The 25336-nt window shown below is 51.7% G+C and carries 37 protein-coding genes and 1 tRNA gene; 6 read left to right on the forward strand and 32 right to left on the reverse strand.

Annotation, left to right across the window (positions count from 1 at the left end; genetic code table 11):
- Positions 1-80: 80 nt before the first annotated feature.
- The 7 genes from WC891_08630 to WC891_08660 form a co-directional block, all read right to left on the reverse strand.
- On the reverse strand, positions 81-512 hold the full coding sequence (locus WC891_08630; protein MFA5867998.1) for a hypothetical protein: 432 nt from the start codon (positions 510-512) through the stop codon (positions 81-83).
- A 533-nt stretch (positions 513-1045) separates the two neighbouring features.
- Complete coding sequence (locus WC891_08635; protein MFA5867999.1) at positions 1046-1252, reverse strand: hypothetical protein; 207 nt, start codon at positions 1250-1252, stop codon at positions 1046-1048.
- Positions 1253-1409: 157 nt separating this feature from the next.
- Positions 1410-1841, reverse strand: a complete 432-nt coding sequence (locus tag WC891_08640) for a hypothetical protein (protein ID MFA5868000.1) — start codon at positions 1839-1841, stop codon at positions 1410-1412.
- Positions 1842-1951: 110 nt separating this feature from the next.
- Positions 1952-2242, reverse strand: a complete 291-nt coding sequence (locus WC891_08645) for a hypothetical protein (protein ID MFA5868001.1) — start codon at positions 2240-2242, stop codon at positions 1952-1954.
- Positions 2243-2900: 658 nt separating this feature from the next.
- Entirely contained in the window at positions 2901-3506 is a 606-nt protein-coding gene (locus WC891_08650) for a hypothetical protein (protein MFA5868002.1), read from the reverse strand.
- Entirely contained in the window at positions 3503-3667 is a 165-nt protein-coding gene (locus tag WC891_08655) for a hypothetical protein (GenBank protein ID MFA5868003.1), read from the reverse strand. The genes WC891_08650 and WC891_08655 overlap by 4 nt, the downstream gene beginning before the upstream one ends.
- Complete coding sequence (locus tag WC891_08660) at positions 3668-4006, reverse strand: hypothetical protein (protein ID MFA5868004.1); 339 nt, start codon at positions 4004-4006, stop codon at positions 3668-3670. It lies immediately after the preceding gene.
- 204 nt (positions 4007-4210) lie between these two features.
- Here WC891_08660 and WC891_08665 point away from each other — a divergent pair, with 204 nt between their 5' ends.
- Positions 4211-4456 (forward strand): hypothetical protein, encoded by a 246-nt coding sequence (locus WC891_08665; protein ID MFA5868005.1) that lies wholly within the window; start codon positions 4211-4213, stop codon positions 4454-4456.
- 38 nt (positions 4457-4494) lie between these two features.
- Here the strand turns inward: WC891_08665 and WC891_08670 are convergent, their stop codons facing one another.
- The 25 genes from WC891_08670 to WC891_08790 form a co-directional block, all read right to left on the reverse strand.
- Positions 4495-4662: a hypothetical protein gene (locus WC891_08670; GenBank protein MFA5868006.1), complete on the reverse strand. Its 168-nt coding sequence runs from the start codon at positions 4660-4662 to the stop codon at positions 4495-4497.
- A 291-nt stretch (positions 4663-4953) separates the two neighbouring features.
- A complete protein-coding gene (locus WC891_08675; protein MFA5868007.1) occupies positions 4954-5211 on the reverse strand; it encodes a hypothetical protein in 258 nt (85 codons plus the stop codon).
- Complete coding sequence (locus tag WC891_08680) at positions 5183-5578, reverse strand: hypothetical protein (protein ID MFA5868008.1); 396 nt, start codon at positions 5576-5578, stop codon at positions 5183-5185. The genes WC891_08675 and WC891_08680 overlap by 29 nt, the downstream gene beginning before the upstream one ends.
- Positions 5571-5831, reverse strand: coding sequence for a hypothetical protein (locus WC891_08685; GenBank protein ID MFA5868009.1), 261 nt, complete (start codon positions 5829-5831; stop codon positions 5571-5573). Before WC891_08685 ends, WC891_08680 begins: the two co-directional genes overlap by 8 nt.
- Before the next feature lie 194 nt (positions 5832-6025).
- Positions 6026-6775, reverse strand: coding sequence for a hypothetical protein (locus WC891_08690; GenBank protein MFA5868010.1), 750 nt, complete (start codon positions 6773-6775; stop codon positions 6026-6028).
- Between the two features lie 19 nt (positions 6776-6794).
- A complete protein-coding gene (locus WC891_08695) occupies positions 6795-7004 on the reverse strand; it encodes a hypothetical protein (protein MFA5868011.1) in 210 nt (69 codons plus the stop codon).
- Between the two features lie 15 nt (positions 7005-7019).
- Positions 7020-7313: a hypothetical protein gene (locus tag WC891_08700; protein ID MFA5868012.1), complete on the reverse strand. Its 294-nt coding sequence runs from the start codon at positions 7311-7313 to the stop codon at positions 7020-7022.
- 220 nt (positions 7314-7533) lie between these two features.
- Positions 7534-7779, reverse strand: coding sequence for a hypothetical protein (locus WC891_08705; protein MFA5868013.1), 246 nt, complete (start codon positions 7777-7779; stop codon positions 7534-7536).
- Between the two features lie 226 nt (positions 7780-8005).
- Positions 8006-8803 carry a DUF5131 family protein gene (locus WC891_08710; protein ID MFA5868014.1) on the reverse strand — a complete coding sequence of 266 codons (798 nt, stop codon included), beginning with the start codon at positions 8801-8803 and terminating at the stop codon, positions 8006-8008.
- Positions 8804-9125: 322 nt separating this feature from the next.
- Positions 9126-9785: a hypothetical protein gene (locus WC891_08715; GenBank protein ID MFA5868015.1), complete on the reverse strand. Its 660-nt coding sequence runs from the start codon at positions 9783-9785 to the stop codon at positions 9126-9128.
- A 46-nt stretch (positions 9786-9831) separates the two neighbouring features.
- Positions 9832-10539, reverse strand: a complete 708-nt coding sequence (locus tag WC891_08720; GenBank protein MFA5868016.1) for a hypothetical protein — start codon at positions 10537-10539, stop codon at positions 9832-9834.
- A complete protein-coding gene (locus tag WC891_08725) occupies positions 10536-10991 on the reverse strand; it encodes a hypothetical protein (GenBank protein ID MFA5868017.1) in 456 nt (151 codons plus the stop codon). The genes WC891_08720 and WC891_08725 overlap by 4 nt, the downstream gene beginning before the upstream one ends.
- Entirely contained in the window at positions 10991-12724 is a 1734-nt protein-coding gene (locus tag WC891_08730; protein ID MFA5868018.1) for a hypothetical protein, read from the reverse strand. Before WC891_08730 ends, WC891_08725 begins: the two co-directional genes overlap by 1 nt.
- 261 nt (positions 12725-12985) lie before the next feature.
- Positions 12986-13312 carry a DUF1064 domain-containing protein gene (locus WC891_08735; protein MFA5868019.1) on the reverse strand — a complete coding sequence of 109 codons (327 nt, stop codon included), beginning with the start codon at positions 13310-13312 and terminating at the stop codon, positions 12986-12988.
- Positions 13309-13515: a hypothetical protein gene (locus tag WC891_08740; protein ID MFA5868020.1), complete on the reverse strand. Its 207-nt coding sequence runs from the start codon at positions 13513-13515 to the stop codon at positions 13309-13311. The genes WC891_08735 and WC891_08740 overlap by 4 nt, the downstream gene beginning before the upstream one ends.
- A gap of 77 nt (positions 13516-13592) precedes the next feature.
- Positions 13593-13808 (reverse strand): hypothetical protein, encoded by a 216-nt coding sequence (locus WC891_08745; GenBank protein MFA5868021.1) that lies wholly within the window; start codon positions 13806-13808, stop codon positions 13593-13595.
- A 3-nt stretch (positions 13809-13811) separates the two neighbouring features.
- On the reverse strand, positions 13812-15155 hold the full coding sequence (locus WC891_08750; GenBank protein ID MFA5868022.1) for an AAA family ATPase: 1344 nt from the start codon (positions 15153-15155) through the stop codon (positions 13812-13814).
- Between the two features lie 3 nt (positions 15156-15158).
- Positions 15159-16247: a recombinase RecT gene (locus WC891_08755; protein MFA5868023.1), complete on the reverse strand. Its 1089-nt coding sequence runs from the start codon at positions 16245-16247 to the stop codon at positions 15159-15161.
- Between the two features lie 9 nt (positions 16248-16256).
- Entirely contained in the window at positions 16257-17066 is an 810-nt protein-coding gene (locus WC891_08760; GenBank protein ID MFA5868024.1) for a PD-(D/E)XK nuclease family protein, read from the reverse strand.
- 548 nt (positions 17067-17614) lie between these two features.
- Positions 17615-17881, reverse strand: coding sequence for a hypothetical protein (locus tag WC891_08765; protein MFA5868025.1), 267 nt, complete (start codon positions 17879-17881; stop codon positions 17615-17617).
- Complete coding sequence (locus WC891_08770) at positions 17878-18099, reverse strand: hypothetical protein (GenBank protein MFA5868026.1); 222 nt, start codon at positions 18097-18099, stop codon at positions 17878-17880. The genes WC891_08765 and WC891_08770 overlap by 4 nt, the downstream gene beginning before the upstream one ends.
- On the reverse strand, positions 18096-18461 hold the full coding sequence (locus WC891_08775) for a hypothetical protein (protein MFA5868027.1): 366 nt from the start codon (positions 18459-18461) through the stop codon (positions 18096-18098). The genes WC891_08770 and WC891_08775 overlap by 4 nt, the downstream gene beginning before the upstream one ends.
- Positions 18462-18910: 449 nt before the next feature.
- Positions 18911-19126 carry a hypothetical protein gene (locus WC891_08780; GenBank protein MFA5868028.1) on the reverse strand — a complete coding sequence of 72 codons (216 nt, stop codon included), beginning with the start codon at positions 19124-19126 and terminating at the stop codon, positions 18911-18913.
- Positions 19123-19431, reverse strand: a complete 309-nt coding sequence (locus tag WC891_08785) for a hypothetical protein (GenBank protein MFA5868029.1) — start codon at positions 19429-19431, stop codon at positions 19123-19125. Before WC891_08785 ends, WC891_08780 begins: the two co-directional genes overlap by 4 nt.
- Complete coding sequence (locus WC891_08790; protein MFA5868030.1) at positions 19428-19703, reverse strand: hypothetical protein; 276 nt, start codon at positions 19701-19703, stop codon at positions 19428-19430. Before WC891_08790 ends, WC891_08785 begins: the two co-directional genes overlap by 4 nt.
- Before the next feature lie 169 nt (positions 19704-19872).
- Between WC891_08790 and WC891_08795 the strand changes: the two genes are divergently transcribed.
- The 5 genes from WC891_08795 to WC891_08815 all read left to right on the forward strand — a co-directional run bounded on the left by WC891_08795 (position 19873) and on the right by WC891_08815 (position 25308).
- On the forward strand, positions 19873-20223 hold the full coding sequence (locus tag WC891_08795) for a hypothetical protein (GenBank protein MFA5868031.1): 351 nt from the start codon (positions 19873-19875) through the stop codon (positions 20221-20223).
- Between the two features lie 1279 nt (positions 20224-21502).
- Positions 21503-21644: transfer RNA gene (locus WC891_08800), tRNA-Arg, on the forward strand.
- A gap of 331 nt (positions 21645-21975) precedes the next feature.
- The gene (locus WC891_08805; protein ID MFA5868032.1) at positions 21976-24207 is read left to right on the forward strand and encodes a hypothetical protein; all 2232 of its coding nucleotides are present in this window, start codon (positions 21976-21978) and stop codon (positions 24205-24207) included.
- Positions 24204-24482 carry a hypothetical protein gene (locus WC891_08810; GenBank protein MFA5868033.1) on the forward strand — a complete coding sequence of 93 codons (279 nt, stop codon included), beginning with the start codon at positions 24204-24206 and terminating at the stop codon, positions 24480-24482. Before WC891_08805 ends, WC891_08810 begins: the two co-directional genes overlap by 4 nt.
- Positions 24466-25308 carry a hypothetical protein gene (locus WC891_08815; GenBank protein ID MFA5868034.1) on the forward strand — a complete coding sequence of 281 codons (843 nt, stop codon included), beginning with the start codon at positions 24466-24468 and terminating at the stop codon, positions 25306-25308. The genes WC891_08810 and WC891_08815 overlap by 17 nt, the downstream gene beginning before the upstream one ends.
- The last annotated feature ends 28 nt before the right edge of the window (positions 25309-25336 follow it).

Here is a 25336-nt window from a genome sequence, read left to right on the forward strand (position 1 = left end):
CCCCGCCACTACACCCCTACCCCCACCCTGAAAACGCCACCACGTCGATCCTACGCATTGCATTCTGCAAGGTTTGGGCGTTATTTCCGCTTTCCCTTCACTATCGGCTCCAAAATGACCTTGAGGCGCGGCCAAACTTCCTTGATCTTCAATTCCTGATTCTCCTCCAGGATCGCGGCCACCTCCTCGAACGCGCCCTGAATCTCATTCTCGAACCACTGCACACGTCGCCTTGCCTTGCTGGTATCATACGCCTGTAGCCCTCGCAGCATGCCGGTGAGTGTGTCATCATAAGCCTTCACTATCGGAGCAAGCAACTGGTGTGTGCTCAACCAGCCGGCATACGCTTTGTCGAAATCCTCGCTACTCTCCAACTCCTCAAATTTACACAGCCGCAGGAACCAAGCTGCAAGTTGCCACCGGTCACTCCCTACACCGCCATCGAGAGTATCCAACATTAGGGTCATTGGTGTGTGTCCGTCGATCGAGGTGATTCGTTTTTTCGGCCCCATGTGGTTAATCCTTTCGGTCTCCTGTTGTGTGTCTGTGTCTTTCCAGTAGTGGCTCATTGGCTGACCACTTGGTCAAGTTCGTTACAATGCGTCTCCATTCCCTCTACCCCACTATCCATTAGTTGCATCATACACGACATAAGCGTGTCGCTTTTGGGGATGAAAGGCGACATTTACGTGATTCAGTGCGCCCATGCCCTCAGTAGCACGCCCGCCCATGTCGTGCCATGCAGGGCCACCCGGAGGGGAGGGGGCGGACGGGGGTGCCTCGATTTTATATATATTCGGGTCCTCTTTAAGTGACATTCATATATCCTGAGCTTCCCACTGTTTGGGGTGTTCGTAAAGGCTTGGAAGATGGCGTTTATTGGCCCAGTTTTTAACTTGTCGCGTGTTGACTCCACAGATACGGGCTATGGCTTTGAAGTTCGCGCCTTGCCGATAGAGCCGTTCAAAGTCGGGGTATAACCGTTCCATTTCTTTGCGTTTTCGTCTCACGACCTACCTCCCTTCGCCATGTTCGTGAATCATGGTCATTTCACACCTTTCAGCCCCTTGACTAGGGCATAGAGGTTTTGTCTGGCTTCCCACCACTTTTCTGCCTTGATTTGGTCTTCGGGTGGTGGCGTTTCGATGAGGTCTTTCATGAGCGACGGGTTGATGAACAGGATTACGTTTGGCGGCATCGCGTCATGGCAGGAGACATGGACACCTTCGATGTCTTTTCGGGTTATGCTCATTTCCCCCATCCTTTCTCGACCAGGGCCAGGGTTCGGTTCATGATATTCTGTGCGGTTTTGAGGTGGTCGAATCTACGGGCGATGACTTGGGTGCCGCAGTAGGGGCAGGGGAATTGATCCCCGGCTTTTCGGGTTGGTGAGGGGTCAGGCATGGTTTTCATTTGAGTTCTCGTCTTTCTTTATCTGTATCGTTGAAGTCTGTCCAGGGCGCGTGGTCTTGCTCCTCTTTTTCAAGTTGGTCGATGAATCTCAAGAAATCTCCGTAAGAGACGAGGCCACGTTTAACGATATCGACTTCATCCCTCAGTCGATCCCACTTGGTTTTGGGGGGTGGGGGTGAAGGTTGGACAAGTTCCCTCATTTTTATGGCAACTTGTTGAAACGCAGCTTTGTGGCCCTCATTGTATTTGATTTGGTTCCATCCTATGCCGCCAGTGGCACCGGGCCCATTCACATAAGCAGACAGATTCACCCACGCCTCGGCGACGCGGAGAAGGACCATAATGGCATCGGATACTTTTAGGTTTTTGATTATCCACTCTCGGTTCTCATTGATTGTTTTAATCGCCTCTTCGATTGTCATGTTCATGGGTTCCCCCTTGGCGGGTCGGTTTGTTTTTATTTTTAATCCACAGCTGGGGCATATATCCCACGGCCCGGTATCTATGAGGCCCACCCTACACTTAGGACATGAATAGCTCATTCTTCAAACCTCCAGGTTCCGCCTTTGCGGTCGGCCTCGGGGACTAGGGAGAGGGCTTTGGAGGCCCGTATCAAGTCTGGATCTTCTTTGTCGGGCTTCTCATGCCCACCACAGACACAATAATCGGCTGATATTCGCGCAGCACACTCTACCAGGGCTTCATTGAGCGCCTGGATGATGGCGTGGAACTCCTCGACGTGTTTCCTGCTTATGAGGCAGTAGGAGTTGCCGTCCTGGTCCATAAAGCCCTGATCGGTCTCGTTTATTATGACACTCGTTTCACTCATCGCTTTTCACCTCGAAACTTTCCTTGGCCTTGGTGTAACAATCCTCGCAAAAGATCGGGACAAGCTTCCAAGATCCCTTCCAGACTTGTTGTTTGCATCGGTTACATCGGATAATAGGAGATTCCTCCTCGGCCATGATCTGCCGGCCAAGGTAGCAGTAATGCCTAAGGGGCCATGGGATGCGTTTGCGTTGCGGCAAGAGCGCACATTCATAATCTGTATATGTCTCCAGTGGCTCTGATTTCACAACACACGGGCAGTCCTTACAGAATTTCTCTTCCATGGTGCGCTCCTTTCACCACCATCCAAGGTGTTTGCCGCACAAAACGATGTACCCGATAGCGGGCACAATCACAATTCCTCTGCTCACCATTCCGGCCCCAGAGTTGTCTTTTGCTATTAGGGTGACACTTATGATCGCGAGACCAGCCATAGCCAACCCAAAATAAACCATGATTTGCCACATATCATCCTTCCTTTCAGCATTCCTGCATTATTTCCCAGTCTTGACAGGCCATTTCTTGTTGCCAGATGCAGTTGGGAGGACCAAAGAACCCGAGAGTACCCTCAATTTTCCAGAGATACCACTCGATCGGCCAGGCTCGGCGGCGGAAGTGTTGGCCTACTTTGGCCAGTTTGTAGCACTCAAAGAAGTTCATCACATTTCCTCCAAGTCGAGCCTAACTGGGGGCATGTACCCGAGACCTACTTGCTTTACAATCTCCCGTACGGGGATTTCGAGCAGTGGTTCAAGCCGCGGCGCCACCCATCCGTCAGCCGGCCCGAAGTGTTTACCCGCGATGAACTCCCCGACTTTCCGATCGACAAGATACCCCCGAGCGGCATAGTCTTTCAAGATACTCTGAACAGCACGCCGGCCGCCCTTCTCGAAGGCGAAGCGTTGAATGAGCTTCTTGCCGCCAGAGATCCAATAGTTATACTCATGCTCACCACGAGCGCTCTCCTCATCGTTCATGGACATGCCGTAGGTTTGCCCTGTGCATTCGTGGTACGCGCGTGACCAGTCGGCCATGAAATCGGAGGGGTCCCAATAGGTCAGGTCGAGGAAAACCTCGTACAGTTCGTCTACGGTAGGGAAGTGCCGGAACTCCTGGATTGCCCGATTGACGGTTTTCTGGAAGTTGGCCGGCTCGTAGAGGCCTGAGAATTTGTCGAAATACTCCTCGATCTCGAAAGCTTCGGGGCCGGTCGCGAAGTGGTTCCGAAGTTTCTGGAAAATGGATTCAAAGGTTTGTCGGGTCACAGTTTTCGTTCCTTGTGAGCTTGATCCTTCTGAAATTTAGTATTAAGTTCCTCGTGGAATGCCTCACGTATTCTTCGTGACAATTCTTTTGCCTCTGCTTCTTCCTCATCGGTTAATTCTCGCCATTTGAAATCGTCGTTACCTGCGCTTGGGTCCATCATTCACCTCTCCCATGTAGATTTATCGGGGATTTTGTCTGCCTGCTTCCGGGCGATGGTTTGTTGCCTATCACGGGCCTGTTGGATCTCAGCGAGATGGAACTCCAGGGCATTGTGAAAGGTCCGGTTCCAATCCACATAATTATTGGGGTTGCGTCGTGAGATTTGGCTGTTTTTGAATATCGTGAACCGGCTCTCGACGTTGATGCCCCTCCACTCGTACTGTTTCTTCCAGTGTTCCACCTTGACCTGTTCGTCAATCTCCTTCTCTATCTGCTCCGGATCGTGTGTTGCAGGCTTCTTCTCTATCTTTGGTTTTGACTTATCCACAGGTTTATCCACAGGCGAGTCCCCCTGAGTGTCAACGAGGGGGGGTTCTTGTTCTTCTCTTCTCTTCTCTGTATTAGTTCTTAATGTCTTAGTGTGACCATTTGGTCGTGACCTGGATGTCATGGGTGTCAACTTAGTTGACGAAAAATCAGGCTTACCCGTGACCTGTGGGTCATGACCATTTGGTCGTGACTCCTGAGTCATGACCTGGATGTCATGGGTGTCAGGAAATTTGACAGTCAGGGAAGATGGACCGCCGCGGTGTATGATCTTCTGACAATAATCCTTGACGACGAGGCGGTCTATCACCCGTTGCGCATGCCGGAATCCATAGCCGGCACGTTTGGCAATCCCCTGAATTGGGGTCACGCAGCCCTGTCCATTAATCTCGAAGGACTTGATTGCGATCCACACGACCTTTTCAGCCGCGGTGAGATCGCTGCCAAAGATCCTCTGGTCTAATGTTGTGAAGCTTTCCATTGCAGCCCTGCATCCTTATTTCAGTTCCCCACCATCAACTCCATAATGACAACCGAGTCTTTGCCCCCAGAGAAAGCTAGCCCGATATTCGAGGATTGCCCAGCCTTCTCTTGCAAGAAAGCGATAGCCTCCGTTTCTAGTTCGGTAATCTTCATCTCAGGGAGCAATCGCTCTTGCTTAACGATCATTGCACCACCCACCATATCCCGTAGATCAATGCTTTCACTGTAAGGTAAACCGCCGCCAGCGCGCCCAGGCACGCGACGACGAAGCCGAGTTCGTAGGAGTTAGGGTTCATTGCCTGCACCCATGCAACCAAGCATAAAACTTTGACCGCCGGCCTCTCTCTACTTCGGCTCGCTCTTTTTGTTGTTTCCACTTGTAAAAATCATCCTCATTTACTAACCCCTCATTAACCAGGTGATTGAATTCCACTCCGCATTGTGGGCAATTCTGCCAACCACATTTACAATCCATCTTTACTCTCCCGTCATTCCGCAATTACAAGGCCCATTTGGATATGCAGGCTCGTTGTGAACAGCGCAATCTGAAGCGTGGGTGTTTTTCAACTTGCTTTTTTGCTCCTCAATAAAAGCGAGAAACTTTCGTTCAGCCTCCAGGAATTGTGCCTCGCCCATCTCCGCGCAAAGTTCAGCTCGGATCTCTTCGATTGTTTGTCCCTCTGAACTCCCGAGAAACTCAGCAAGGTTATCCATGAACTGCAATACGTCTTTCATCTTCTCCCTCCACGTATTCAAACTCGATGCGGGTTATCATACGATCCGGTGTGCAATGGTGCCCTTTACAGAACCACGTCACGAAGTTAGCCGGGTGCATGTCGGGGAAGCCTTCAAGGGAAACCTCGCACCAGCCGTAATCGAGGTCGTCTATCATGCGGCGGAGAGGTTCCCTGCGTGCCTCGACAAGGCGGATGACTCGAATTTTTTCAACGTGTTCGCCTTTCTTGAGGCCCATGCCCTTGACGACGCCCTGAAGTAAAATCCCGGACTTGCCGACAAGTTTGAGCCATGCAAGTCGGCGGGTGACTAATTTGGAGCCATCGCGGATTTGTTGGGTTGTCATGGAGAAGGACATGTTACGCATCTTCCACCTTCCTTTCCGCCTCTTCCTCATCTTCTAATTCCAGGTAAATCCAATCTGCTCCGGTGTGTAGTCGTCCCGCTGGGGTCCAGTTGCACTTTGGGCACACCTCAAGTCCACCGAACACACCACCATCGTAAACGGGATAGTTGTATCCCTCCCATCCGCATCGTAAGCACTGGCCGTACATTACCTCGTCGTACACATTACAAGCATCATGGACGCCGGGGATATATTTGCTGGCTCCCTTTATCATCTACGGTTCCTTTACCGTTTTCCTTTCCGCCTCTTCCCTGGGCATACCTGCGTCAGTGGCGGCTTCTTCATCGTGAAGTGAATCATAAGTCCTACATTTGGGGCATATGTGCCAATCAGGGTCAACATATGAGGGCGCGAAAGCTGCCGACAACGGCCCACTCCACTTACAGCCAGACCTCCAGCAATACCAGGTCATAGTTCCTCCAGGGGCTTGACGGTCCAGCAAGGTTTGACTAATTCCTCCCCTAGTATCGGACCATCGACAGAATGCCAGTCTATTGTGCAGCACTTGGGGCCAACAGCACCTTCTGGCCATTCCCACCAATAGCGGTCGCGTTTGGCCTTAGCGCGCATACCTTGAATACTTTCAAGGCGCATCCCCGGCCCAAACTTCGCCAGGGCTTCGGCAAGGGTTAAGGGTTGTTCGGCCTCCATTTTTTTCATTGACTGCCTCATTCCAGATGCCTTGCGTTCCCGTTCAATGCAACGAGTAGCTGAACCAAGATCGTGTTTCATCAAAACCACCCCTCCCCATTCCGTCCCGAAGGGCTCACGCGGCGCGGGTTTGTTGCGGGGATCATATTTCTGTACGCCAGCCCGCACGATCTCTAATTGTTGATAGAATAGCGTCAAATTCGGTTCTAATTTCTTATCATACAGATAGCCAATTGCATCCGCCATGCGCCCCCACGCCTTCTCCCATTCCCGGTTGCGCTGCTCGGAGGCTTCGAGTTTATATTTGAGATCAAGTCGTTCTGTTTCCGCCTCTTGATAAGCATCAGACCAATTGTCTTTAAGTCGTTGCAACTTTACGAGTTTGGCAAGGGCCTCATCACGCTCACGGATTGCGGCCACGATGAAACGCACAACGTCTCGGCTCCAGGGATTTGTATAGTCACGCACGCGACACTCAACAAATTCGATAACTTCTTTACTCGTCATCGGGTAGACTCCTTTCGCCTCATTTCCCATAATGGGCGTTGACAATAGCCATGCCGTTTTTATAATTGTCTATTAATGCTTCCAATTCCCGCACCTTCGCCTCAAGTTCATCCACACGGCGAAGGGCGGCGGCACCTCCAGTCAATGCCGCCACATCATGTTGCGTCTGACCTATAATGAAGGGTATCAGGTTCTCTATTCTTTTTGCCGCTTCCTCATTGCTCATCATGGGCGTGTCCTTTCATCAAACCAACTCCACATCAAGACATTCTCGCAGTTCCTCTTGCAGTGCCTCAAAAGGCAGACCACAAAACAAATCCTTGCGAATCGTGGCACAAGGAATGCAAGTTTTGAAATCCATAAATCCGCCATCACTCCAGAAGCCTTTGACGTGCTCGTATTGTTGTCCTGGCCGAATCTCTTGATGACATTCACAGCACTTATGGATTTTCCGTGCTGTCACTACCTGCGTCCTCGAAAATTCGGCATACTCGCCATCACCACCGTAATCACAAACACAGTCGTTCATTTCGGTCATGGGCGTGTCCTTTCATAGTTCGACACAGGCTCTATCGGATCAATTCGACTTTTCCACTTGTATCCACAGGTTTTGCAAGTTATGGTGTCCTTGTTTCCAACTTTATAACAGTGAAGTACATCCCAAACACCGTCTAAACATAGGCCGTATTTGAATACCTGGTTCATTAGCCCCTCCAGATCATTTCCGCCACATCTGGGGCATTTCCATTTTCGTCGTCTCATTTCCCTTGCTCCTTAAACGGGTCCCTTCCTTGTCCTCGCTTGAAAAACTCCCTCGCGGTCTCGATCTCGATAGCCTGGCGTTGCAACTCCGGGCGCAAATCCTCGTCTTGAGGGAATTGCCATTCGTGATAGACCGGCACAGGCACGGGTTTGGGCCAGTAGGAATCCCAATAGGCCAACTGGCCGAGCCAAAAGGCCGACACGAGGGCCACGGCGATCAGGAGTCGGCGGGTGAGGGTCATTTGAAACTTACCCCCTCCCATTCGTCTTTGTCGTACCTGAACCTGTCAGCCCTGAATGGTAAGTCCCGAGCATTGGGTTGTCGCGCCTGATGCAAAAAGAAATAGGTCAATTCCGGACGCGGATGTCCACTGCGGTATGCGATGTCTTCCAACGTTAAGTAGGTCCCCTCGGCCCATTTCGGCTTACGCACTGTTCTATAACCACAGTTGATAGCTTGCTGCAGCGTCATTTCCCCTCCGGCAGTTCGGACCACTCGCGGTTGTCGAGAAGGCGTTTCGATTCAGGAGTCATTGATGTGCAAGTAAATTCCCCGATAGACCATTTTTCACGATAGCCCGCTCCAAACGACTTGAACCAGAAAGGGATCTTTGCAGCTACGCACTGGTCCCGCAGATCGCGAATCCATTTAATGTCCGGTCGCCTCGCTCCCGGCCCGGTCTCGCCGCCCACAATTACCCAATCCGGTTTGGACATGAAGTGATTCATATCCACCGGCCCGAGTAGCGGTTCAAATGATACATAGCGTACCGCCGAAACTAGGTGATTAATGTCCGCCCATCGCTGGTCGTACCGCTCTTGATTTTCGGCTGTGATACCCAGCCATATACGGCAGTGCATTTCTCGGAGGTAAAGCCAATGCAGACGAAGTCTCGCCATCTCGTCGGCTCTTTTCGTCAAGAAACAATAAGTATGTTGGGGTGCTTTTAATGGCATTTCTATAACGTGATTGATCCAATTATCCGCGTAAATATGTCCATCCTCGGTAGCTGTCTCAGTAATTTTAGTCTGGAACATATCCGTCAAACTACCTACAAAGTACCGCGTGGGTCTCTTTCGGTTGAGCGGAGAATTGGGTGTGTTAAATCGTTCAGGATAATAACGAATTTCCCCCGGCTTCTGTCCATCCCTGAAGCGCCGCAAAAATCCCATCGCCCAACAATGGTCACACGCTTCTGAAATTGGCGTGCAGCCTTCAATCGGGTTCCACGACTTATCCCACCAGTCACCCGGTTTTTTGCTCATGTCTTACTCCTGCAATTGTTCGGCTTCTCGTGCCGCGGCTTCGTAACGTTCCCTGCTATCGGGATATTCTTTGGCCCACCGCCTTCTGTTAGATGCGAATATCCTGATAGATTCCTCTAGACTCTTGCCGTAATGATCGGAGATCCTTTTTTTGTTTATGCGGAAGACGCGCGTGTCAAACCAGAGGAAGCATGGTGTTTCTCGGGTTACTCTACACTCCCTTACGAAGAGCTTTTCGCCCTGTCTGTAAATAACCTCATAATATGTATCGCCAATCATCCTATCCCCACCATTCCTATCTGTCTGGTTCGGTCCTCGATCATCACTTCCTCATTATCCACCAGAAGCTGTGATTTTTCCGGGCATGAACTTGATGGTCATGCCTCATTATTGGGGTGCGATCCTGCACCATAAGAAATAGATCCACCGGTTCCCACCCGGTCGCTTTCCAATCTTCCCAGATGTCACAGTGGAACCAGAACTGCGTTCCATTGTTCACCATGTCCTGACATTTGATGATCGCTAATCCACCACGTTTTAGGACGCGTCTAGCCGACAATCGACACCTGAGATACATCTCGTAAATATCGGCGGGGCCATTCCCGCTTTTGAGGCTGTAACAACGCGCCAAGGAAGTCTTACGGCCCGTGGTTGAGCCCTGGCCATACGGTGGGTCAATTACAATCACGTCAAGGCTCCCATCCCTGTACGGCAGGCGCGTCATGTCGGCCTGGAATCGCAGGAATTCATCAAACGCGTGAACCTGCGGGTTGAAGATCCTATCCGACAAATCGCTCGCCAGGACCGTGTATTTCGAGTTGTCAACCAACTTCCAGAACCAGCCATGTCCGAAAGTCACGTCGGCGATGACTGACCCTTCGGGGACGTAGAGCCTGAGAATATCCGCGAACTGCTCGGCGTTCTTGCCCACGCTCGCGGTGACAATCGGCTTATCGGTTATGGGGAGGGGCCGAGATTTCATAAATACTCACGGGCGTCGGTGTAAAGCACGGTGTTGGTGTAGTCGATCATATCAAATCCCTGTATCCGTCAGGCTCTCGGTCCTTCTTTGGCCCCCGGGTAGCCGATTCAAGTGCCTTGTCAGCTTCAAGCGCCCAAAGGACATAACCCATTGCAGCCACGACCGGATGGTCTACGATATCCTTCGGGTTCGCGTGCCGCCCCATGCACCATTCGATTTGTTTGCATTGGGGATGCAGGAGAAGGTTCTTTTGGGCAGCCAGGCTCAGATAGAGGTTGATCCCTGCTTCCGGCCGGGTATGGATGAAATCGGGGACACCTCGTAAGATTACTGCGGTTTTCTCATGGCCGCGGGAGTATGGCCATTTCTGTTCCGGATTCTTCTCCACATACAGTTTGCGGTTAAACACGTCATACCCGGCATGTTTGTACAGAGTCAGGCCGTCAATCTCCCGGATGGTCCGAATGACCCCTATGTTGGTCGGATCGCACCATATTCTCCGGAGCCAGAAACGATCCTTGACGGAAATGGCTGCTTCGATGACGTCATGCAGTAGGCCGGTGTGTTCCTCGATCAGGTTATGCCGGCCGTCTTCCTGTTCACCACCGAGCACGAGGGCATGAACAGCCTTCTCTTCGATATCGGGATTGGGCAGCATCCACCCAAACGCTGCTTCAAATCTCTTGAAGCGCCGGTCCAAACCGTCGAGTTCGTAAATCCCTTCGGATTCGATGTGTTTGGAGACTTTGATCATTGCTCGCGACCTCGAACTAGAAACAGATATAGCCTCTGTATCTCGTAATTGAGAAAATCATGAATGTTGAATAGAATCATTGGCGGTCCGTTTTTCAGTGTGATGTGTAGCTGGCGTTCTTCAATCTCGTCAACCTTGAATCCTCCAGAAAAGACAAGACCGTAAAGGAAGAAATTATGGAAATAATATTTGTGAAACGACTCGACATCTAATCGCGCCAGAAAACTTGCTCGTTGATGTGGCAGAATGCCGAAGTCCCTAAGTCGGACAACAAACATGGCCCGCACTACATCCTGGGGAGACCATTTGGATTTTGCGCCTTTGGCATGGGCAGGGATTGTGGGCCGAACTTCGTGTGTAATATGAATCAACTCGGAACCCTTGATCCCCAGAAAAGCACATACATCCTTAGGGTTCAGTGCAGCATCGTGGGGCAACATGAGATCAGCCATTAATCTCCCCTCTCGGCCCTCGGCCATGAGCTGGCCTGTTTGGGGGCGAAGAGTACGCCCGTGTAACACATTGCGCCGCCCATTATCAGGTCATCCTTCGGTCGAACAGCGCCTTCCTCTTTGAAGCTCTGTTCAAAGGTATCCTTTTGGGTGATGGAGCCCTTGGTTGTGACAAAGACCTTCGGGGTCAGAACAAGCCCCTGCATCTGTTGGAGTACGTCCAGATCGGAAATCTCGATGGTTCCTGCATTGAACGCCTCGGCATAGTTCAGAATGATGCGCTCTCGATCTCCTCTGCCAGTATGGAATCCGATCCTTTTCTCCATTTTCATTGTGTCTTCATTCAGCTTCATGACGCCAAATAGTCGGTCTTTATCGTATAACGGAATCTCCCAACCCATTTGATTGAATCCATGCGCAAAGAGTCCGACCGTGGTCTCTCCGATTCCAATTTGGTCGATGACCAGGAAAGGCAGTCTCCCGCCAGCACGAAGATATTCTGAGAGTAAATAAATCTTCATTGCGAATTGGTGAGCAGGGATGTCATTTTTCTTGTACACGGCAACCAGGCTACACGGGGTCCGTGTAAAGAAAATTGCGGCACTGTCATCGAGCATAACGCCTTTGCCGGTATCTACTCCCCCAGCTACCTGGTCAGTAGGCTGCACTTCCTTATAAAGCTTCAAGGGTCCCCTGCGATCCGTCTCCGGTGGGGGAGGAATCAGTTTTGGGATTAACGGTTCCAGCGGATCAAACCAGATGTCCCCTTGATAGAGCGGTGTAATTTCAGGTGGAGCAACTGTGCCGTCATCCTTGGCTTGGGGGGTTATCAGTTGGATCCTGTTGGCGATAAGGTGTTGACTGAAGACGTAATTTGCCGAACTTGCCCAGGCCAGGGCCTCAGTCCCAGGGAACTGTCTATGAAATTCCGCCCACCGGCTGCCACACAAATCTATGAGAGTCCGATGCACCCAATATTGTTGTTGGATATCGAGGATAAGATCGGGGGTCTCCCGTTCGATCAATTCATAATACGCCTGTTCATCCTCGTTGGGTTTCCATTGCGGCGCCGGTTCCAATCTGCATTCTGCATCATCCCAGGGGGGGAAAAAAAAGAATTGCCACGGGGAATCGGGCTTATGCGCCAAATCCACATAGTACTTGAATTCGCCCAGGCCATTAGGCGTAGACTCGATATCGAAGATCGAAAAGTGAGGCCTCTTAGCGATGCACTTGTTCAGCGCCTCCATTTGAATTGAAGCGTTCGGCCAGAAGGCCATTTCAGACGCATGGATGCCATTGTATCCGGCGCCGGCCACGGGCGCTCCGGCTGCTGTCAGGACCGCGCTTCTATTGTACCAGGGCGCGGCCAAGGTGAGATGGCCCCTGGATTCTTTCTTTCCACCCATAAGGGGAGGCCGAATATCGTCTGGCAGTTCGCGGTGAAACGTGCGTTGCATGTCGAAGATAAACAAGGCCGATGGTTCGCAATGTGCCAGGGTCAGAAACTCCATGTGGTTGCCGTGGGACAGGAAATAGGCGAAGTCGCCCTGAGTGTTAGTTGAATGTCCATGGCGCCGAGATTTGAGTGTTACCGACCAAGCCGGTCGATTCTCATCGAAGCACTTCTGTCTGAAATTCGTAACCCGCAATTGCACGGGCCGGTGTTTGAATGGAACGAGACCCCCTTGTTCCGGGCGGACCCTGAGATTGGCTTCCTTCCATTCCACCATCCGCGGCCATGTCTTCGCCTGCCGAGAGGCTTCCTTGGCCGCGATGTCTGTACGGAGTGAGTCGAAATCATTTGTAGGGAGGGGAGATTTCATACGTTTGCCGTCCAGCGATGTTGGTTGTAAATCCGTTTCAAGTTTTGATACAGTTTCCTCATGCCTACCAATCTTACAGAGCCATCAAGCATATGCCGGTAATTGCTGCCGCTCGGCATTTTGGAAACTGCCAGCTTTCGCAATCTTTTCGCGACGATCTTTCTCATTTCAAAATTCCTCAAATTCCCAATTGTTGTTTTTCCATTGCACGGCCACGAATTTGACTGGATGAACCTCAGCAGCCGCTCTTATTCTCACCTTGGCTGCTTCACGCCAAAAGCCTTTGGTCTCATGGGCTTCAAGAAAGCCATCAGCCGTCATCAGTGTAAAATCGGGCTTGTAATACGCCCCTTCACCTAACCGGAAACGCCAACCCTGAGTCATCCACCAAAGAATTTCCCCAGCCTTGAGACGTAGATCAAGCAATTGGGCGTACCGTGCCTCCAGTTCGTTGCGTTTAGGAATCTTGATTCTGCCCTTTGCGCGAAATCTCATTGCAAAGCCTTCCGGTCATCATTCACCAGCCTTAAATGCTTAGGTGCTTTGCACGCTTTCAGTTCATTCCGGTATTCATGGACAGCCGCCAAAGCGTCTGTGGCAACCGATTTCATGCGTGCCATTTCAGACACGTGGTAGCAGTGCTGCCCGATGATGACTGCGACCAGGGCGATAATTACGATGAAGAGGGTTAGGTACATGTCCATATCTCCATTAAAAGTGGGTCACCGCGGCGGTCCATGAGGGGGCAAGGTGTGAGCCGCGGCAACCCAAGACGTTACTCTTTCGGCGGCTTCCAGCCTTCCATTTCAAGCAGTTTGCCAACTTCCCGCATAGCGATAAAAGTTGTCGAGTACATCATCTCAATACGATGAATTAGGTTAGGGTCGCCGCTCAGGTTTGCAGCCTTGTGCGCATCACCGAGACCATAGGAGATGCTGCCAAAAGCCGAATTGATCTTGATTCTCGTGTCTTCTACGTCTTTCGGGAACATTGTCTACCCCTGCTTCTTTGCTTTGATCTCGCCGTCTTCGAGAAAAAGACCGACTTTCCCGCTGTCGTCTGTGATTTCCATCCAGATTTGATACTGATTATCAGCCGCCATCTGACGGATGACTTCACGGTTCTTGCTGTCGAGAAGCGAGCCGTCACGCACGAACATCACGCGGAGTTTGGGGTTCAGGGCCATGCCCATAGCGACAGAGACCCGGAGTCTTTCCTCAGAAGAACACTGCTTGAAGGGGATATCGTTGAACCGGACACCACTTTCGTCGAAGGATAGTCCATCAACCGGCATATTTGCGGCTTTAAGAGCATCGGCTCGTTGCTGGTCAAGGATAGAGAGGCGTTTCGTGGCGGTATCGCTTTTACCTTTGTGGAGGGCGAGGTTGTCTAATAGGCGGGCGTATTGCTTTTTGGTTCGGACCTGTCGGTTGATCTCCTCCACTTCGGCAATACGAGTCTCGAAGACAGAAAGGTCAGGATCTATTAACGCGGCTACCGCCGCGGATCGTTTTTCAAGAAACTCACTCGCTTCTTTAACGTCGCCATTCAGATGTGTTAGTTTCAGTTGCGCGACACTCAATTCCTCTTTGAGTCTCACAATATCGGCCTCTGCTCTCCTTGCGTCCTCACGGAATCCTATTACTGCGTCCTCTGCCAGGCCGAGCTTTTCCCTGACTTGTCTATTCGAGTCAATAACCGCCTGGGCTTTCCGTTGCTCTTCCAAAACCGATGCCGCTGAGATTTCCTCATCCGGGGCATCTTCTGGGACCACGAGCCCCTTGACTTGCCCCTCTAATTCGGAAATCAGTCGATTTATCGCTGTCCGCTCGTCGTAAACCTCTCGCCTCTCCAATCCCCATTGCTCAAGATCCAAGCCGATATCGACAAGATTAAGAAGCGTGTCGAGTTGGTCTTTCTCTCTGAGATTTGAGAAGGCGAGCGGATCAAACGTCAAGTCTCCGATAATCTTGTCAAGCATGGATTGGGGACTCTTGAACACCGCTCCATCCATGTTCTCAAGTTTCAGATAAGAACCCTTCTCCGTCCACGTCCGAGTTGCCTTGAGGTTCGGTTTGCACTCGATCTCCTTGCCGTCATCTCCATACTCAGGGTCACCGAGGTAGAGATATGAAATGGCCTTTTTCTCGCCACGTCGGACAGGTTCCTTGATATTCTTGGTGGCTTCCTTTTCGGACAGTATTAGTTGAATCGCATCCAGGACCGAGGTTTTGCCCTGTTCGTTCGCACCGGACAGGATAATCATATCCTCATCGGGTGTGATATCGACGACTTTGAGTTTCTTCACGTTCTCAACGTGTAGACCAGTGATTCGCATGCGCTACCCCCTCACCATCGGAATAAGGTCGTGTTGCTCAAGATCCTGGTAGAGCACTTCATTCAACCAGGCGCCAAATTCCACCGCATTTTGATCGGGGATCTTGTTCAGGCCGGTGTGATCGACGGCCCATTTGGCCAGCATCGCGTCGGTGATAAATTGCCGCGCTTCCACAGACATTTTCTTGAAATGCACTCTCACCTTGAATTCCTCCCATGCTTCTTTGCAGGTCGCCCAGGGTTGGGGGTCAGTGACCTTCTCGCTGAAAAGGGGTTGAGTTTGGGGCGCTCCCAGCGGGTCCCTCACGTCGGTATGATCTTCGGGGTCGCCGGGGTGGATATCGTCAAGGCTGATTGTGGCGTGAGCAGGCTCGGGGCGGGACGATGAAAATTCTATCTTCTGATCGTGGTCGATGGCCTCTTGAGTCTCAATGGACAACGGGAGCAACTTGCAACCGTGCCTGATAACCGTCTTGATGCACATGGCGGGATACCATTCTTTCCAAGGCCCACTATTCCCCATTTTGCTAAACCGGCGAATCTTCTCAATTTCTGTACGTGACATCACATGAACATGGTGTCCACCGTCCATGAAACGAGCGATCATGTAGGCTTTGACGATATCTTCATCCTTTCGTTCGGCCTCGTAATGGGGGATATGTTTGAGCGTTTCTTCAAGGCCTTTGGTGTGTTCAAAGAAATCCTCTTTGTAAACTACATCAGCGCTCACGCTCCGCACGTCGCCGCTATTCCGGCAGAGATCAATCAGACCTAGATATCCAATAATGAACTGCGCTTGATTTCCGTAGGGGATAACGTAGGCCCTTCCAAGCACACCAGAGAAATCAAGGCCAAGTTGAGCCCCGGTCATCACTGCCTTTAAGAAGCTCTCCTGAGTGCATTGCAAGAGTTGGGGGTTTCTGTTCGTGGCAATCAACGCCATCTTGAGGAGTTTATCCGGTGTCAGGTGCTTGGCGATGACTGCGGCAAAACTGAGTCGTTGGGATTCGAGTAGTGCTTGGAGAGTGCCCCTTGTCGCTACGGCCTTATTTGGTTCATATCGAACCGGGACTTGTGCTTCTATCTCTGCCATTTCAACTCCTTACCTGTGACGGCATCCATTCTTGAAGAAGCCGCAATAAGCGCGGCTGCATTTATAGTTACTCGGGTTTGTGGGTGGGAAATTTCCCGCCAGGATCGTTTCGTAAATCGCGGCTACACGATTGAAAAAGGCTTCATAGTCTCGTGCTGTCTTGCTTCCCACGAAAGTTTTGACCTTCGGGGTTTTTAACTTTACGAGGTAATCCAATGCCAAAGGCGGTGAGTAACCATCGTATTGTTTTGACCACAGGGAATAAAGGGTCATCTGAATACTGCTATCTATGGGATCTCCGCTGGGGGTAGCACCCACGGTTTTCAGGTCGTGGAGAATGCCAGGTATTTCAGTCGGTTTCTCTTGCAAGTCGAGTTTCCCTGCGAAACTCACCGGGTAGTTACTAACTTCAAGGGACCATTCATGCTCGATGCGGTCTGGCACTAAAACAGGGGCCAACTTGTCGTGGTGCAGCGTTGCTAAGGCAACCCCCATGTCTATTGTTTCAGCCAGTATGGCCTTCTCGCCCTTCGCGTCCTGTTCGTCGTTTATCAGTCTAGGCCCGCCGACTTCATCAACCGACCGCTCGTAGGAGGCCATTATAGTGTCGCGCGCCGTGTCCTGAACTTCCTCAAGCGGTAGCAACTCACCAGCATCTCTCTTGTGGGTCAGATCCTTTGCAGAAGATCCGTGTGCCCCATCCCCGCAGAAAAGTGCGAATCCCGGCTTCGACCGTTTCCCCAAGATGTGCACAAGTTCAAACTGAGCCAAGCAATCACATGCCATGTTTAAGTGTGATGCGTGCATACGGTAGGTCACAGCAACCTCCTTGCTGTCTTTTGGCTGGCTCCTTCCACTTGGCTGCCGATGTAATTCCTCGTGACCCGATCTGCCGATGACATCCCGACTTCGGGTACCCTGGAAGGATCATAGACTCTGCGTTTGTTACCGGTCTTCGCCTTCCACTCCTTCTCCGGAATCCAGTGTGGACAGGTGAAGCAGGTCTGAAACATTGCCCGTGGCTTGCCGGTGGAGGGGAATAGTCTGACATTGCCGAGTTGCCGTTGTACGCAATGGCGTTCTTCCTGAATCTTGAGCGGGCATGGAGGGGTCATTGCGACTTCCCGTAACCTGATCGGTACGGTCTCTTCCCAACACATAGGCGCCTCTCCTCGTTTCGTGCCCCCGCATTTACCAAACCATACACGCGCATTTGCTTGAATAGGCAGATTATGGTTATGCCTCCAAGTTCGGACAAACATCGAGCTACATCCCGTTATCCGCTCTATGGCTCTGTCTGGTGCTCCTAACTTATAAAGGCATTCCATAAGTGGGACCATGCGTATTGCATGTTTAAGTGTGGTCATCTATTCCTCCGATTCGGTCATCGCTTGCCGAAACTTCTCAGCCATTGTCGGCGTCTGTTGGATCTCCAGGACTTTGATTGGCCAATTGTAGCCGTGGGCCTTCAACGCATTTTCCAGGCAGAGCTTTATCCCGTTCCGCGAGTACCCGACAGCATCATTGAGGAACGCGTCGATGATTACTGTGGCTTTGCCTGCCTGAAGCCGCTTTGTGTTTGAACCATCGCGTGATTTAAGCGGGGCATCCGGGTCTAACGGGGATTTGCTCATTTTTTCGGTTCCTCCTCTATCCCGCCATCGTTCCAGCGGTATTCAATAGTCTCCTCCGGGAACGCATTCCCCTTTCCCCACCAAAAACCCTCACCACACCATGAGTCCGCGGCTTTGCTCCTGAATGTTGGTATCCTGCGGCATTGAACCATCTTTTTGCTGCTGGCCGTGGCTGCCGAATAATGGCACTTCGCGCATGTCATCTCAGAACGTTTCATGGCGCTGTCTCCAGTGGGAGTTTTTCCTGCAATTCGGCGGCAGTCATGGGCGTTCTTTCCACTTCGGTTTGTTCATCCAGACGTGTAACGATTTTCATCCTAGATCCGTAATCAAAGACCATTTCGCACTCTATGTCTCGAAATTCGTATCCATCCTTGACATGAGTAGCCAGGCGGCTAATTTCAGTCTCTAGAGATGCAATGCCCGAATCGAGACTCTTGACCGTTTCCTTCTTTTGGAGTTGCTTTTGTTTCAGGTCATTGACATCGTGGGCCAGTTCGTCGGAGAGTTTCTCTTTTTCTTCTCTCGTGAATGTGTACTTAAGATAACGCTTGCACGGTCTCTTTTCTGATTTGCTCATTTCTCCCCTCCCGTCTCATCGCCTGCCCGTGCCTGCCGCAGGGCCTCAGATTTCCCGATTGCCGCCGCCGCGAGCAGTTCAAATTGTAGGAGCCAGTAATCGAGAGAGGGGGGCTGGTCCCACACCGGCAAAACTGCACGTGGAGCGCATCCCTGCATGGCAAGGTGAAGCCCCCCGAGCGCATCGTTGAATTCGCGGGTGAATTGAACCGCGGGATCTGGTATGGCTTGTCTTTCGCCGCCAGCGATCGGTTCAGCCGATGCTCCTTCTGCTTCCTTGTTTCTCCAGTATGGGAATGCCATCTGATTTTCCTCCTTTTGGTTTGAGCCCGGGACCCGCGAGCGAGGCGCTTTTCCGTCGCCTAAAATGAGGCCGGATCAACTATTAGGTACGCCTCTCGGTTGCGCCCGCAGTATCCCAGGTTTAGGGCAACCTGCATCGCCCTTTCGTTAAGGTAATTCCTTGCCGATGAACTTCTCCACGCTCTCCCGGCTGATTGCCCATCTCGGGGCATACGGCGAACCGTCCTCCTTGCGCCGGCCTTCGTTCTGATCTTTGGCCTTGAGGACTCCCTGATCCATCAGCTCACGGATGCTTGTCCGCTCCCGGCCGGTGAGGTGCGCCACTTCCGAAATCTTGAAGACCTCGCGCTTGAGTGGGGTCATGGGCGAGCCCCTTCCGGTGGATTCTTCACGATGCGGTAGGTCTTTTGACTTTCTATGTGATAGCCTGCACGCGTCAAGACTCCGTACAAGGATTCGCTAGAGGCGTATCCCAACGCGAGCGAGATGCTGGCGATTGATGGGAAGTTTACTCCATTGACCAAGGTCTCTATTCGGGCACGCCGGTTACGACCCTGTGAACGCACCACCTGCCATATGGCCTGTTTTGAAACGCCGAATATCTGCGCTATGGAAACCAGGGTTGCCCCACAATTCCAAAGGCACTTGGCCTCATCGATGTCGATCATGGGCGGGCCTCCCCCTCCACATACCGCTTGAGCCGCTTATTGAATTTCACCAACTCTTCCGGCCCAGTGCCGTCATAGAGCCACATCGGGCTTCTGCCAGTGCATTTCGCTAGTTCGTGGAACGCGTCCAGCTGAGGTTTGTAGAAGCCGTTAAGCCACATCCGGACGGTCTCCAGGGGGAAACGTGTAGAAATTGCTTTCTCTTCAGCCAGTTTATTGAGCCGCCTGACAAAATCGGGGACGCTTTCATTCGGCTGTATAAGTGATTTCAAACGATCTGCAAACGTGGAGGGCATGCCTGACCCCTTTTCTCTTGACACCACACAAGAAGTTGTGTATGCCGAGAAGAATGATATGTGAGTGGTAAGTCGTCGTGTAATGTCGAGTGTAGCGACAGCCGACACCCCTTGTCAAGACAATTTTGCAAAGTGGCTGCAAAAAATGGGAAAGAAGTTTGAAGTTGAGAAGAAGCTTGAATGGTCTCATCCTATGCGTAGGATATGGGTTTTTATCAAGCCAGAAGAAAGGGAAAAAGAGGGACCGTTTCTGACACGACTAGGATGGTCGCGGGATTTTAAGAGTAATGCTAAAGATAATCCTGATCTTATTTCAGTAGGTATGATGAAAAGATTGGCAATAACCCTCGGGGTTCCCAAGAATCAACGTTTGTGGTTTTACGAGGGCGATGGTCCGCCCCCGGCAATAACCCTTCTTGAACCGCCCGGTGGGAGGGCAAAACGAGAGGTGGCCCACGGGGCCACCGGTAGTACTAAAAGGAGGATTTCAAAATGAAGGCCATTCTTGTCGCGATTGGTTTTTTGCTTGCACTTGCAACCGCCGCGAGTGCCCAAGGCTACGGCTATGGATCAAATCCGAGAAGCGGAAACGTCGGGGGGTACTACCGCTCTGACGGCGGATATGTGGACAGTTATCAACGCACCATGCCAAACCGCACGGATTACGATAATTACAGTACTCGGGGAAATTACAACCCCAACACTGGGCAGACAGGGAACCGGATACCGCGGCGTTACTAATGCCTGTTTACGTCCGTTGTCCATATAAAGATTGCAAACGGCTTGTCCCTTATGAGCGGGACACCTGTAAATGCGGTCGAAAGCTGCCCATAACCGGGCGATATTATTACCTCTGGTTCAGGCGGGGGGGCTGTAGAGTAAAGTTATCATTAGGGAAATGCACTCTCGAATATGCGAGGCAAAAAGAGGCGAAACTCTCGACAGCCGCACCTTCTCAAAAGCCGTTGACATGGCGAGAAATTAGGTACGCGTACCTTCGCAAGCTTGAAGCAGAGGGATTATCCGCAAAGTATCAGAGCAATACTCGGCTTTACTTGCAGCGTTTCGGTGAATTTTGGGGGGATGATACTACTGCGGATCAAATTACTCCCGCATTGATCAAGGAATTTCAATTGACCGTCCTTGAGACTCCCATCAATCCCAAGCACAACAGGCTCAAATCCAAGTATTCCGCGGACCGGCAGCTTGCCGCGGGTAGGGCTGCATTCGAATACTGCGTTGACGATCTGCCGAATCCATTCCATAGGGTCCCCCAATACAACCCAGACAGGACCGTGAAGCGAATCCTCACCATTGGCGAGCAAACGAGGATGCTCGCCAAGGCACAAGAGATTTTTCCGCCTCTATTCGAAATGCTCGTTGTGGCCCTGAGTACGGGGTTGAGAAAAGGCAATGTGCTACACCTGAAACGCTCTGAGGTTGATCTCAAGAGAAATGCTTACACCGTGGTAGCCAAGAGAGGAAAGGAACATTCTGGTTTTTTCAACTCAGTCGCGAATGATATTCTCGCTGCGATCCCGGACAACGGCACAGATTATTTTTGGGTGAATGCCAGAACCGGCCGGCCTTATCATGTGGACTGGCGGAAGACCTGGGAGCGGGTGAAAAGGACTGCGGAGATCGACCCCAAGTTTCGGTTCCATGACTTACGGCACACCGTGGGGACCATGGCTTATTTAGTCACCCGCGACCTACAGGCCGTACAGCACCTGCTTGGGCATAGTGACCTACGCACCACGCAGATATATGCCGACGTGCCTGAGCAGGTGATGCGAGAACTGGCAGAGAAACTTGTCCCCCCTTTGTCCCCACCCCCCCAACAAAAGTAATAAATTCAACCCCTGCGTCTGACTACGGATCAGAAGGTCGGGAGTTCGAATCTCTTCGGGCGCACCAGAGATATCAAGAGGTTGTGATGAAAATCACAGCCTTTTTTGATGGTCAAGGGTATCAGGGCGACTGCAACATTCCAGTAACTTACAGAAGTCTGCAACCTGGGTTGTCCCCACCTGTCCCCACCTTTTTTTGTTGACACGACCCCACCTCTGAGATAGCCTTCCCTCAGCGACAAACCAAAGACCTACCTCTACATCAGAGAACCCGGTAGAGCCCTGCCGGGTATTTTTTTGTCGTTTTCCCTTGACATAAGATTTCCTTATATATAGATTCCCCCATAAGGTAAGTGACACTCACTTACCGCTAGATGTTGTATCGACTCGGGGGAGTCATGACACAAATGGACCCGTCCATGATGGCGGGCTCCAATAGTCCCGCGATTGATCCATACGCTTCTGCTTACGGGATGTCTCCGGACATGCCGCCGCCCGAACCTCCCCCGTTACCCCCTCCGTACAAAAAAAGACCCGAACCCCCGACGAGTAAAAAAGAACTTGAAAAGATCCAGAAGTATGTCGGCGCTTTTGCCAAGGCTTCCCGGGCTTACATGAAGGCCAAGGAACCGGATATCAATCGGCGGCGAGCACTGTACGAAAACCTTCTTAATTCCGATCAATGGCAGGCGTGGTACAAAGGTGAAGCCTACCCGCCATCGCAGTCCCGCAAGGATATCCGCAATTTTTATCAGACAAAAGAGGAATCAACCCGCAGCAAATACGTCCATTCCATAACTGACAAAATAGATGCCACGGTTGATAGTGCTTGGCCCGCTCTATTTGATGGACCTGAATGGCTCACGATCGTGGATGCCTCTACCCAGCCCAAAGCGCCTACCAACGCGCCGCCTGATAGCATTTCCTCGCTGACTCTGGCTGATGCCGTGGGGAAGCTCCTCACAGATAAATTGGAACACACACAGGCTCATTCTCGCTTGACCGATGGGCTCAACGCCTGGGTCCGGGACGGTACAGTGGTCTTTAAGATTTCCTTGTTCACGGATCGCATCCCAATCACCACAGTCACCACGGAGGTGGACCCTGATTTTGCCCGTGTGAGAATGTACCGTACTCGAGAGGTTGAAGAGGACGGATGGGAAACTCTTAGGGAAGATCCACTGATCGAAGTCATTCCTCTGCACCGTTATCTGCCGGACCCCCAAGCCCGCCATAACGATGTCCAGCGATTCCGCATGGTTGGGCATTGGACCCTGGTTACATACGAACAGATCCTGGATCGCTTCAGTTCCGGAATGTATGGGAATGTCTGCAAGTTGAGCAAATTCAAAGAGCGGTGGGACGGATTAAAGAACGAGAATCCACCCGCGGAAATAGATACCGATCCGGATGCGTTAATTGATTCTGACGAAGATGCTCACCTTAAGGTGTGGGAACTCCACGGCAAGGTGCCCACAGATGACGGGTTAAAAGAGGGCTTGTTCACCCTTATCACCGAATCCGGCGTTGACGATCCCACGGATGGATTACTGGTCCGACTCAATTGGGGACCCGTGATCGACAGCGTTGAATGGGCTGCTCGTCCGTTCGCAACAGCTCATTTTTATCAGCGTGAAGGACCTCTTGGCGTGGGTATGCTGGAACGCGAAGAATCACTGCTCTGGTTGTTGTCTCAATTCATCGGTCAAGCTCAGGATATAGCCCGCAGGTGCGCGAATCCCGCCACACAAATGCCTCCGGGGATGATGCGGTACATTGACGATAAATTCCCCAATGGTTTGCCCGTCGGAGCGAGACTTCCGTTAGAACTCGCGGGCGAAAAGGCCGAGCCCCTGCACATGTTCGATGTCTCGGCAATTCAGCTTATAGAGAATGCCATTAAGCTCTTACTCTCAATGGTTGAACTCCACACCATGTCCGAGGTGATGCAAGGCGTCGGCAAGGGCGTCGAGACCGCACACGAAGCCAATATTCTTCAGAGTAATTCACAGCGACCTATTACTACCCGCATTTCCCGATTCGCCATGACGTGTCTCAAACCCGCACTCAATCAGGCATTAGGGTTCATCGTTCAGTATTGCGAGGGCGACCAGACCGTCCACATTCCGGGGCGTGATGGCGCCTTCATCCCGTACACGATTGCTGAGGACGATCTCAAGAATTCTCGATTCGTGGTTTATCCCGTCCTGGCCAAACAGGATCATACCAGGCTGGTCAGGGCTCGGGCCATTCTTGACATGCTGAACAATGCGGCCAACTTCGTGCCGCTCCTACAGCAGGCCGGGTACGTGTTCGACGCGGGAGTCTTTATTAAGGACGCGTGTCAACTTCTCGATGTTGATGCGAATAACCAAGGACTACGGCAAGTTTCCACGTTCGAGCAGCAACTCATTCAACAAATTCAGCAACTTCAACAGCAATTGCAAATGGCTGCCCAGCAACCGGCACCAGGATCGAATGGGAAGGGCAAAGCCCCCGCACCTGTGACTGATCCTGGTATCCGGAATGGTGGACCGCTCGGTCCTGAGCAGACTGACCTTAACTTGATGATGCAGGCCAGTCAGATGGACCCGACAGTCAATCCGGGTGGAGGTTTTCAGGAAGGATGATCCCTTGGGCGCTCAAAGACTGGGTTGAATGGAATGAACCGGACGCGGAGAAAACGGCGCGGGACCGGCTCAAGGAATTGGTCAGCCAAAACACGAAGGTCCGGGAGGCTCTAACACTCTTGGCTGCATTGAACCAGGTTCGCCATTTCGGAGCTGTGGTTGCGGTTATGAATGGAAAACTCAAGGAGCACACGTATTTAATGGCTCTACAAGAGCTTGATTCTGAATTTGAAACTCTACTAAAGGAAGGAAAAAAAGATGCCAGCCGACAATGATGAATTTGTCAGCGACGAGTTGAGTCCGGACGTTGACGCGAAGACCACAGAGGAGACCACCGCGACCGCTACGATAGACCCCGCGGAACATGCACGGCTCAAGACTGAGAAAGAAATCTCAGACCGTGAGTTGGCCGACCTCAAACGGGAAAAGCAAGAACGGGACGCCGAAAAGGCCCGGATTGATCGTGAAAAGGCCGATGCTGAACGCGCGAAGCTGATGAAAGATGAGGGATTCAAGCAATTTGCAAAGCAGCTTACCGAAGTGAAGGCCCTGGAAATGCGTGCGAAGTCGTTAGCCGACCAAGCCGAATACGCCGAGAGCAAGGGCGATATGGCCAAGGCGGAACGCTTGAATGGCCAAGCCGGGCAGGTTTGGAACGAGTATTTGCAGACATACTACAAACGCATTCAGGGCGAGAAGGCCGCGGATATCGAGGCCCATGTCAATGCGGCCAAGGGTGCATCCAAACAGGAGCGTGAGGCGCAAAAAGTCGTGGAAGAAACCCGAGCCGGCATGCTCATGGATAAGCGATTTGAGGATCTTACCGAAGCACAGGTCGAGTACGTCATCGGTCAGAGCATCATGCGTCGAATGACTGTTTTCGATGCAGCAGATGAACTTCGGCAGGTCATGGGCGTTCCAGCTGGGCAGAAGGCCCCACGGCCCAGGTTACAGGTTCATTCGGGCGGTCGTGGAGGAGCGCCCCGCATGGAAGGTGTCGATGATGGTGGTCGTGGTGAGGACCGAGTAACTGAAGAGGATCAAAAAACAGAGGACAGAGAAGTCAAAAGATACGCCAAACGCTTGGCGGGACTTGCGTAAAGGAGATTAAAAAATGACTGCATTTGCT

It is taken from the genome of Actinomycetota bacterium (genome assembly GCA_041658625.1).
Lineage (GTDB): Bacteria > Actinomycetota > JAHEXW01 > JAHEXW01 > JAHEXW01 > JBAZZW01.

Coding starts and splice junctions, on each gene's coding strand:
- WC891_08630 (MFA5867998.1), bottom strand. CDS start 512: ATGGGGCCGAAAAAACGAATCACCTCGATCGACGGACACACACCAATG.
- WC891_08635 (MFA5867999.1), bottom strand. CDS start 1,252: ATGAGCATAACCCGAAAAGACATCGAAGGTGTCCATGTCTCCTGCCAT.
- WC891_08640 (MFA5868000.1), bottom strand. CDS start 1,841: ATGAACATGACAATCGAAGAGGCGATTAAAACAATCAATGAGAACCGA.
- WC891_08645 (MFA5868001.1), bottom strand. CDS start 2,242: ATGAGTGAAACGAGTGTCATAATAAACGAGACCGATCAGGGCTTTATG.
- WC891_08655 (MFA5868003.1), bottom strand. CDS start 3,667: ATGATGGACCCAAGCGCAGGTAACGACGATTTCAAATGGCGAGAATTA.
- WC891_08665 (MFA5868005.1), top strand. CDS start 4,211: ATGGGTGTCAGGAAATTTGACAGTCAGGGAAGATGGACCGCCGCGGTG.
- WC891_08670 (MFA5868006.1), bottom strand. CDS start 4,662: ATGATCGTTAAGCAAGAGCGATTGCTCCCTGAGATGAAGATTACCGAA.
- WC891_08675 (MFA5868007.1), bottom strand. CDS start 5,211: ATGAAAGACGTATTGCAGTTCATGGATAACCTTGCTGAGTTTCTCGGG.
- WC891_08680 (MFA5868008.1), bottom strand. CDS start 5,578: ATGCGTAACATGTCCTTCTCCATGACAACCCAACAAATCCGCGATGGC.
- WC891_08685 (MFA5868009.1), bottom strand. CDS start 5,831: ATGATAAAGGGAGCCAGCAAATATATCCCCGGCGTCCATGATGCTTGT.
- WC891_08690 (MFA5868010.1), bottom strand. CDS start 6,775: ATGACGAGTAAAGAAGTTATCGAATTTGTTGAGTGTCGCGTGCGTGAC.
- WC891_08695 (MFA5868011.1), bottom strand. CDS start 7,004: ATGATGAGCAATGAGGAAGCGGCAAAAAGAATAGAGAACCTGATACCC.
- WC891_08700 (MFA5868012.1), bottom strand. CDS start 7,313: ATGACCGAAATGAACGACTGTGTTTGTGATTACGGTGGTGATGGCGAG.
- WC891_08705 (MFA5868013.1), bottom strand. CDS start 7,779: ATGACCCTCACCCGCCGACTCCTGATCGCCGTGGCCCTCGTGTCGGCC.
- WC891_08710 (MFA5868014.1), bottom strand. CDS start 8,803: ATGAGCAAAAAACCGGGTGACTGGTGGGATAAGTCGTGGAACCCGATT.
- WC891_08715 (MFA5868015.1), bottom strand. CDS start 9,785: ATGAAATCTCGGCCCCTCCCCATAACCGATAAGCCGATTGTCACCGCG.
- WC891_08720 (MFA5868016.1), bottom strand. CDS start 10,539: ATGATCAAAGTCTCCAAACACATCGAATCCGAAGGGATTTACGAACTC.
- WC891_08725 (MFA5868017.1), bottom strand. CDS start 10,991: ATGGCTGATCTCATGTTGCCCCACGATGCTGCACTGAACCCTAAGGAT.
- WC891_08730 (MFA5868018.1), bottom strand. CDS start 12,724: ATGGTGGAATGGAAGGAAGCCAATCTCAGGGTCCGCCCGGAACAAGGG.
- WC891_08735 (MFA5868019.1), bottom strand. CDS start 13,312: ATGAGATTTCGCGCAAAGGGCAGAATCAAGATTCCTAAACGCAACGAA.
- WC891_08740 (MFA5868020.1), bottom strand. CDS start 13,515: ATGTACCTAACCCTCTTCATCGTAATTATCGCCCTGGTCGCAGTCATC.
- WC891_08745 (MFA5868021.1), bottom strand. CDS start 13,808: ATGTTCCCGAAAGACGTAGAAGACACGAGAATCAAGATCAATTCGGCT.
- WC891_08750 (MFA5868022.1), bottom strand. CDS start 15,155: ATGCGAATCACTGGTCTACACGTTGAGAACGTGAAGAAACTCAAAGTC.
- WC891_08755 (MFA5868023.1), bottom strand. CDS start 16,247: ATGGCAGAGATAGAAGCACAAGTCCCGGTTCGATATGAACCAAATAAG.
- WC891_08765 (MFA5868025.1), bottom strand. CDS start 17,881: ATGAGCAAATCCCCGTTAGACCCGGATGCCCCGCTTAAATCACGCGAT.
- WC891_08770 (MFA5868026.1), bottom strand. CDS start 18,099: ATGAAACGTTCTGAGATGACATGCGCGAAGTGCCATTATTCGGCAGCC.
- WC891_08775 (MFA5868027.1), bottom strand. CDS start 18,461: ATGAGCAAATCAGAAAAGAGACCGTGCAAGCGTTATCTTAAGTACACA.
- WC891_08780 (MFA5868028.1), bottom strand. CDS start 19,126: ATGACCCCACTCAAGCGCGAGGTCTTCAAGATTTCGGAAGTGGCGCAC.
- WC891_08785 (MFA5868029.1), bottom strand. CDS start 19,431: ATGATCGACATCGATGAGGCCAAGTGCCTTTGGAATTGTGGGGCAACC.
- WC891_08795 (MFA5868031.1), top strand. CDS start 19,873: ATGGGAAAGAAGTTTGAAGTTGAGAAGAAGCTTGAATGGTCTCATCCT.
- WC891_08805 (MFA5868032.1), top strand. CDS start 21,976: ATGACACAAATGGACCCGTCCATGATGGCGGGCTCCAATAGTCCCGCG.
- WC891_08810 (MFA5868033.1), top strand. CDS start 24,204: ATGATCCCTTGGGCGCTCAAAGACTGGGTTGAATGGAATGAACCGGAC.
- WC891_08815 (MFA5868034.1), top strand. CDS start 24,466: ATGCCAGCCGACAATGATGAATTTGTCAGCGACGAGTTGAGTCCGGAC.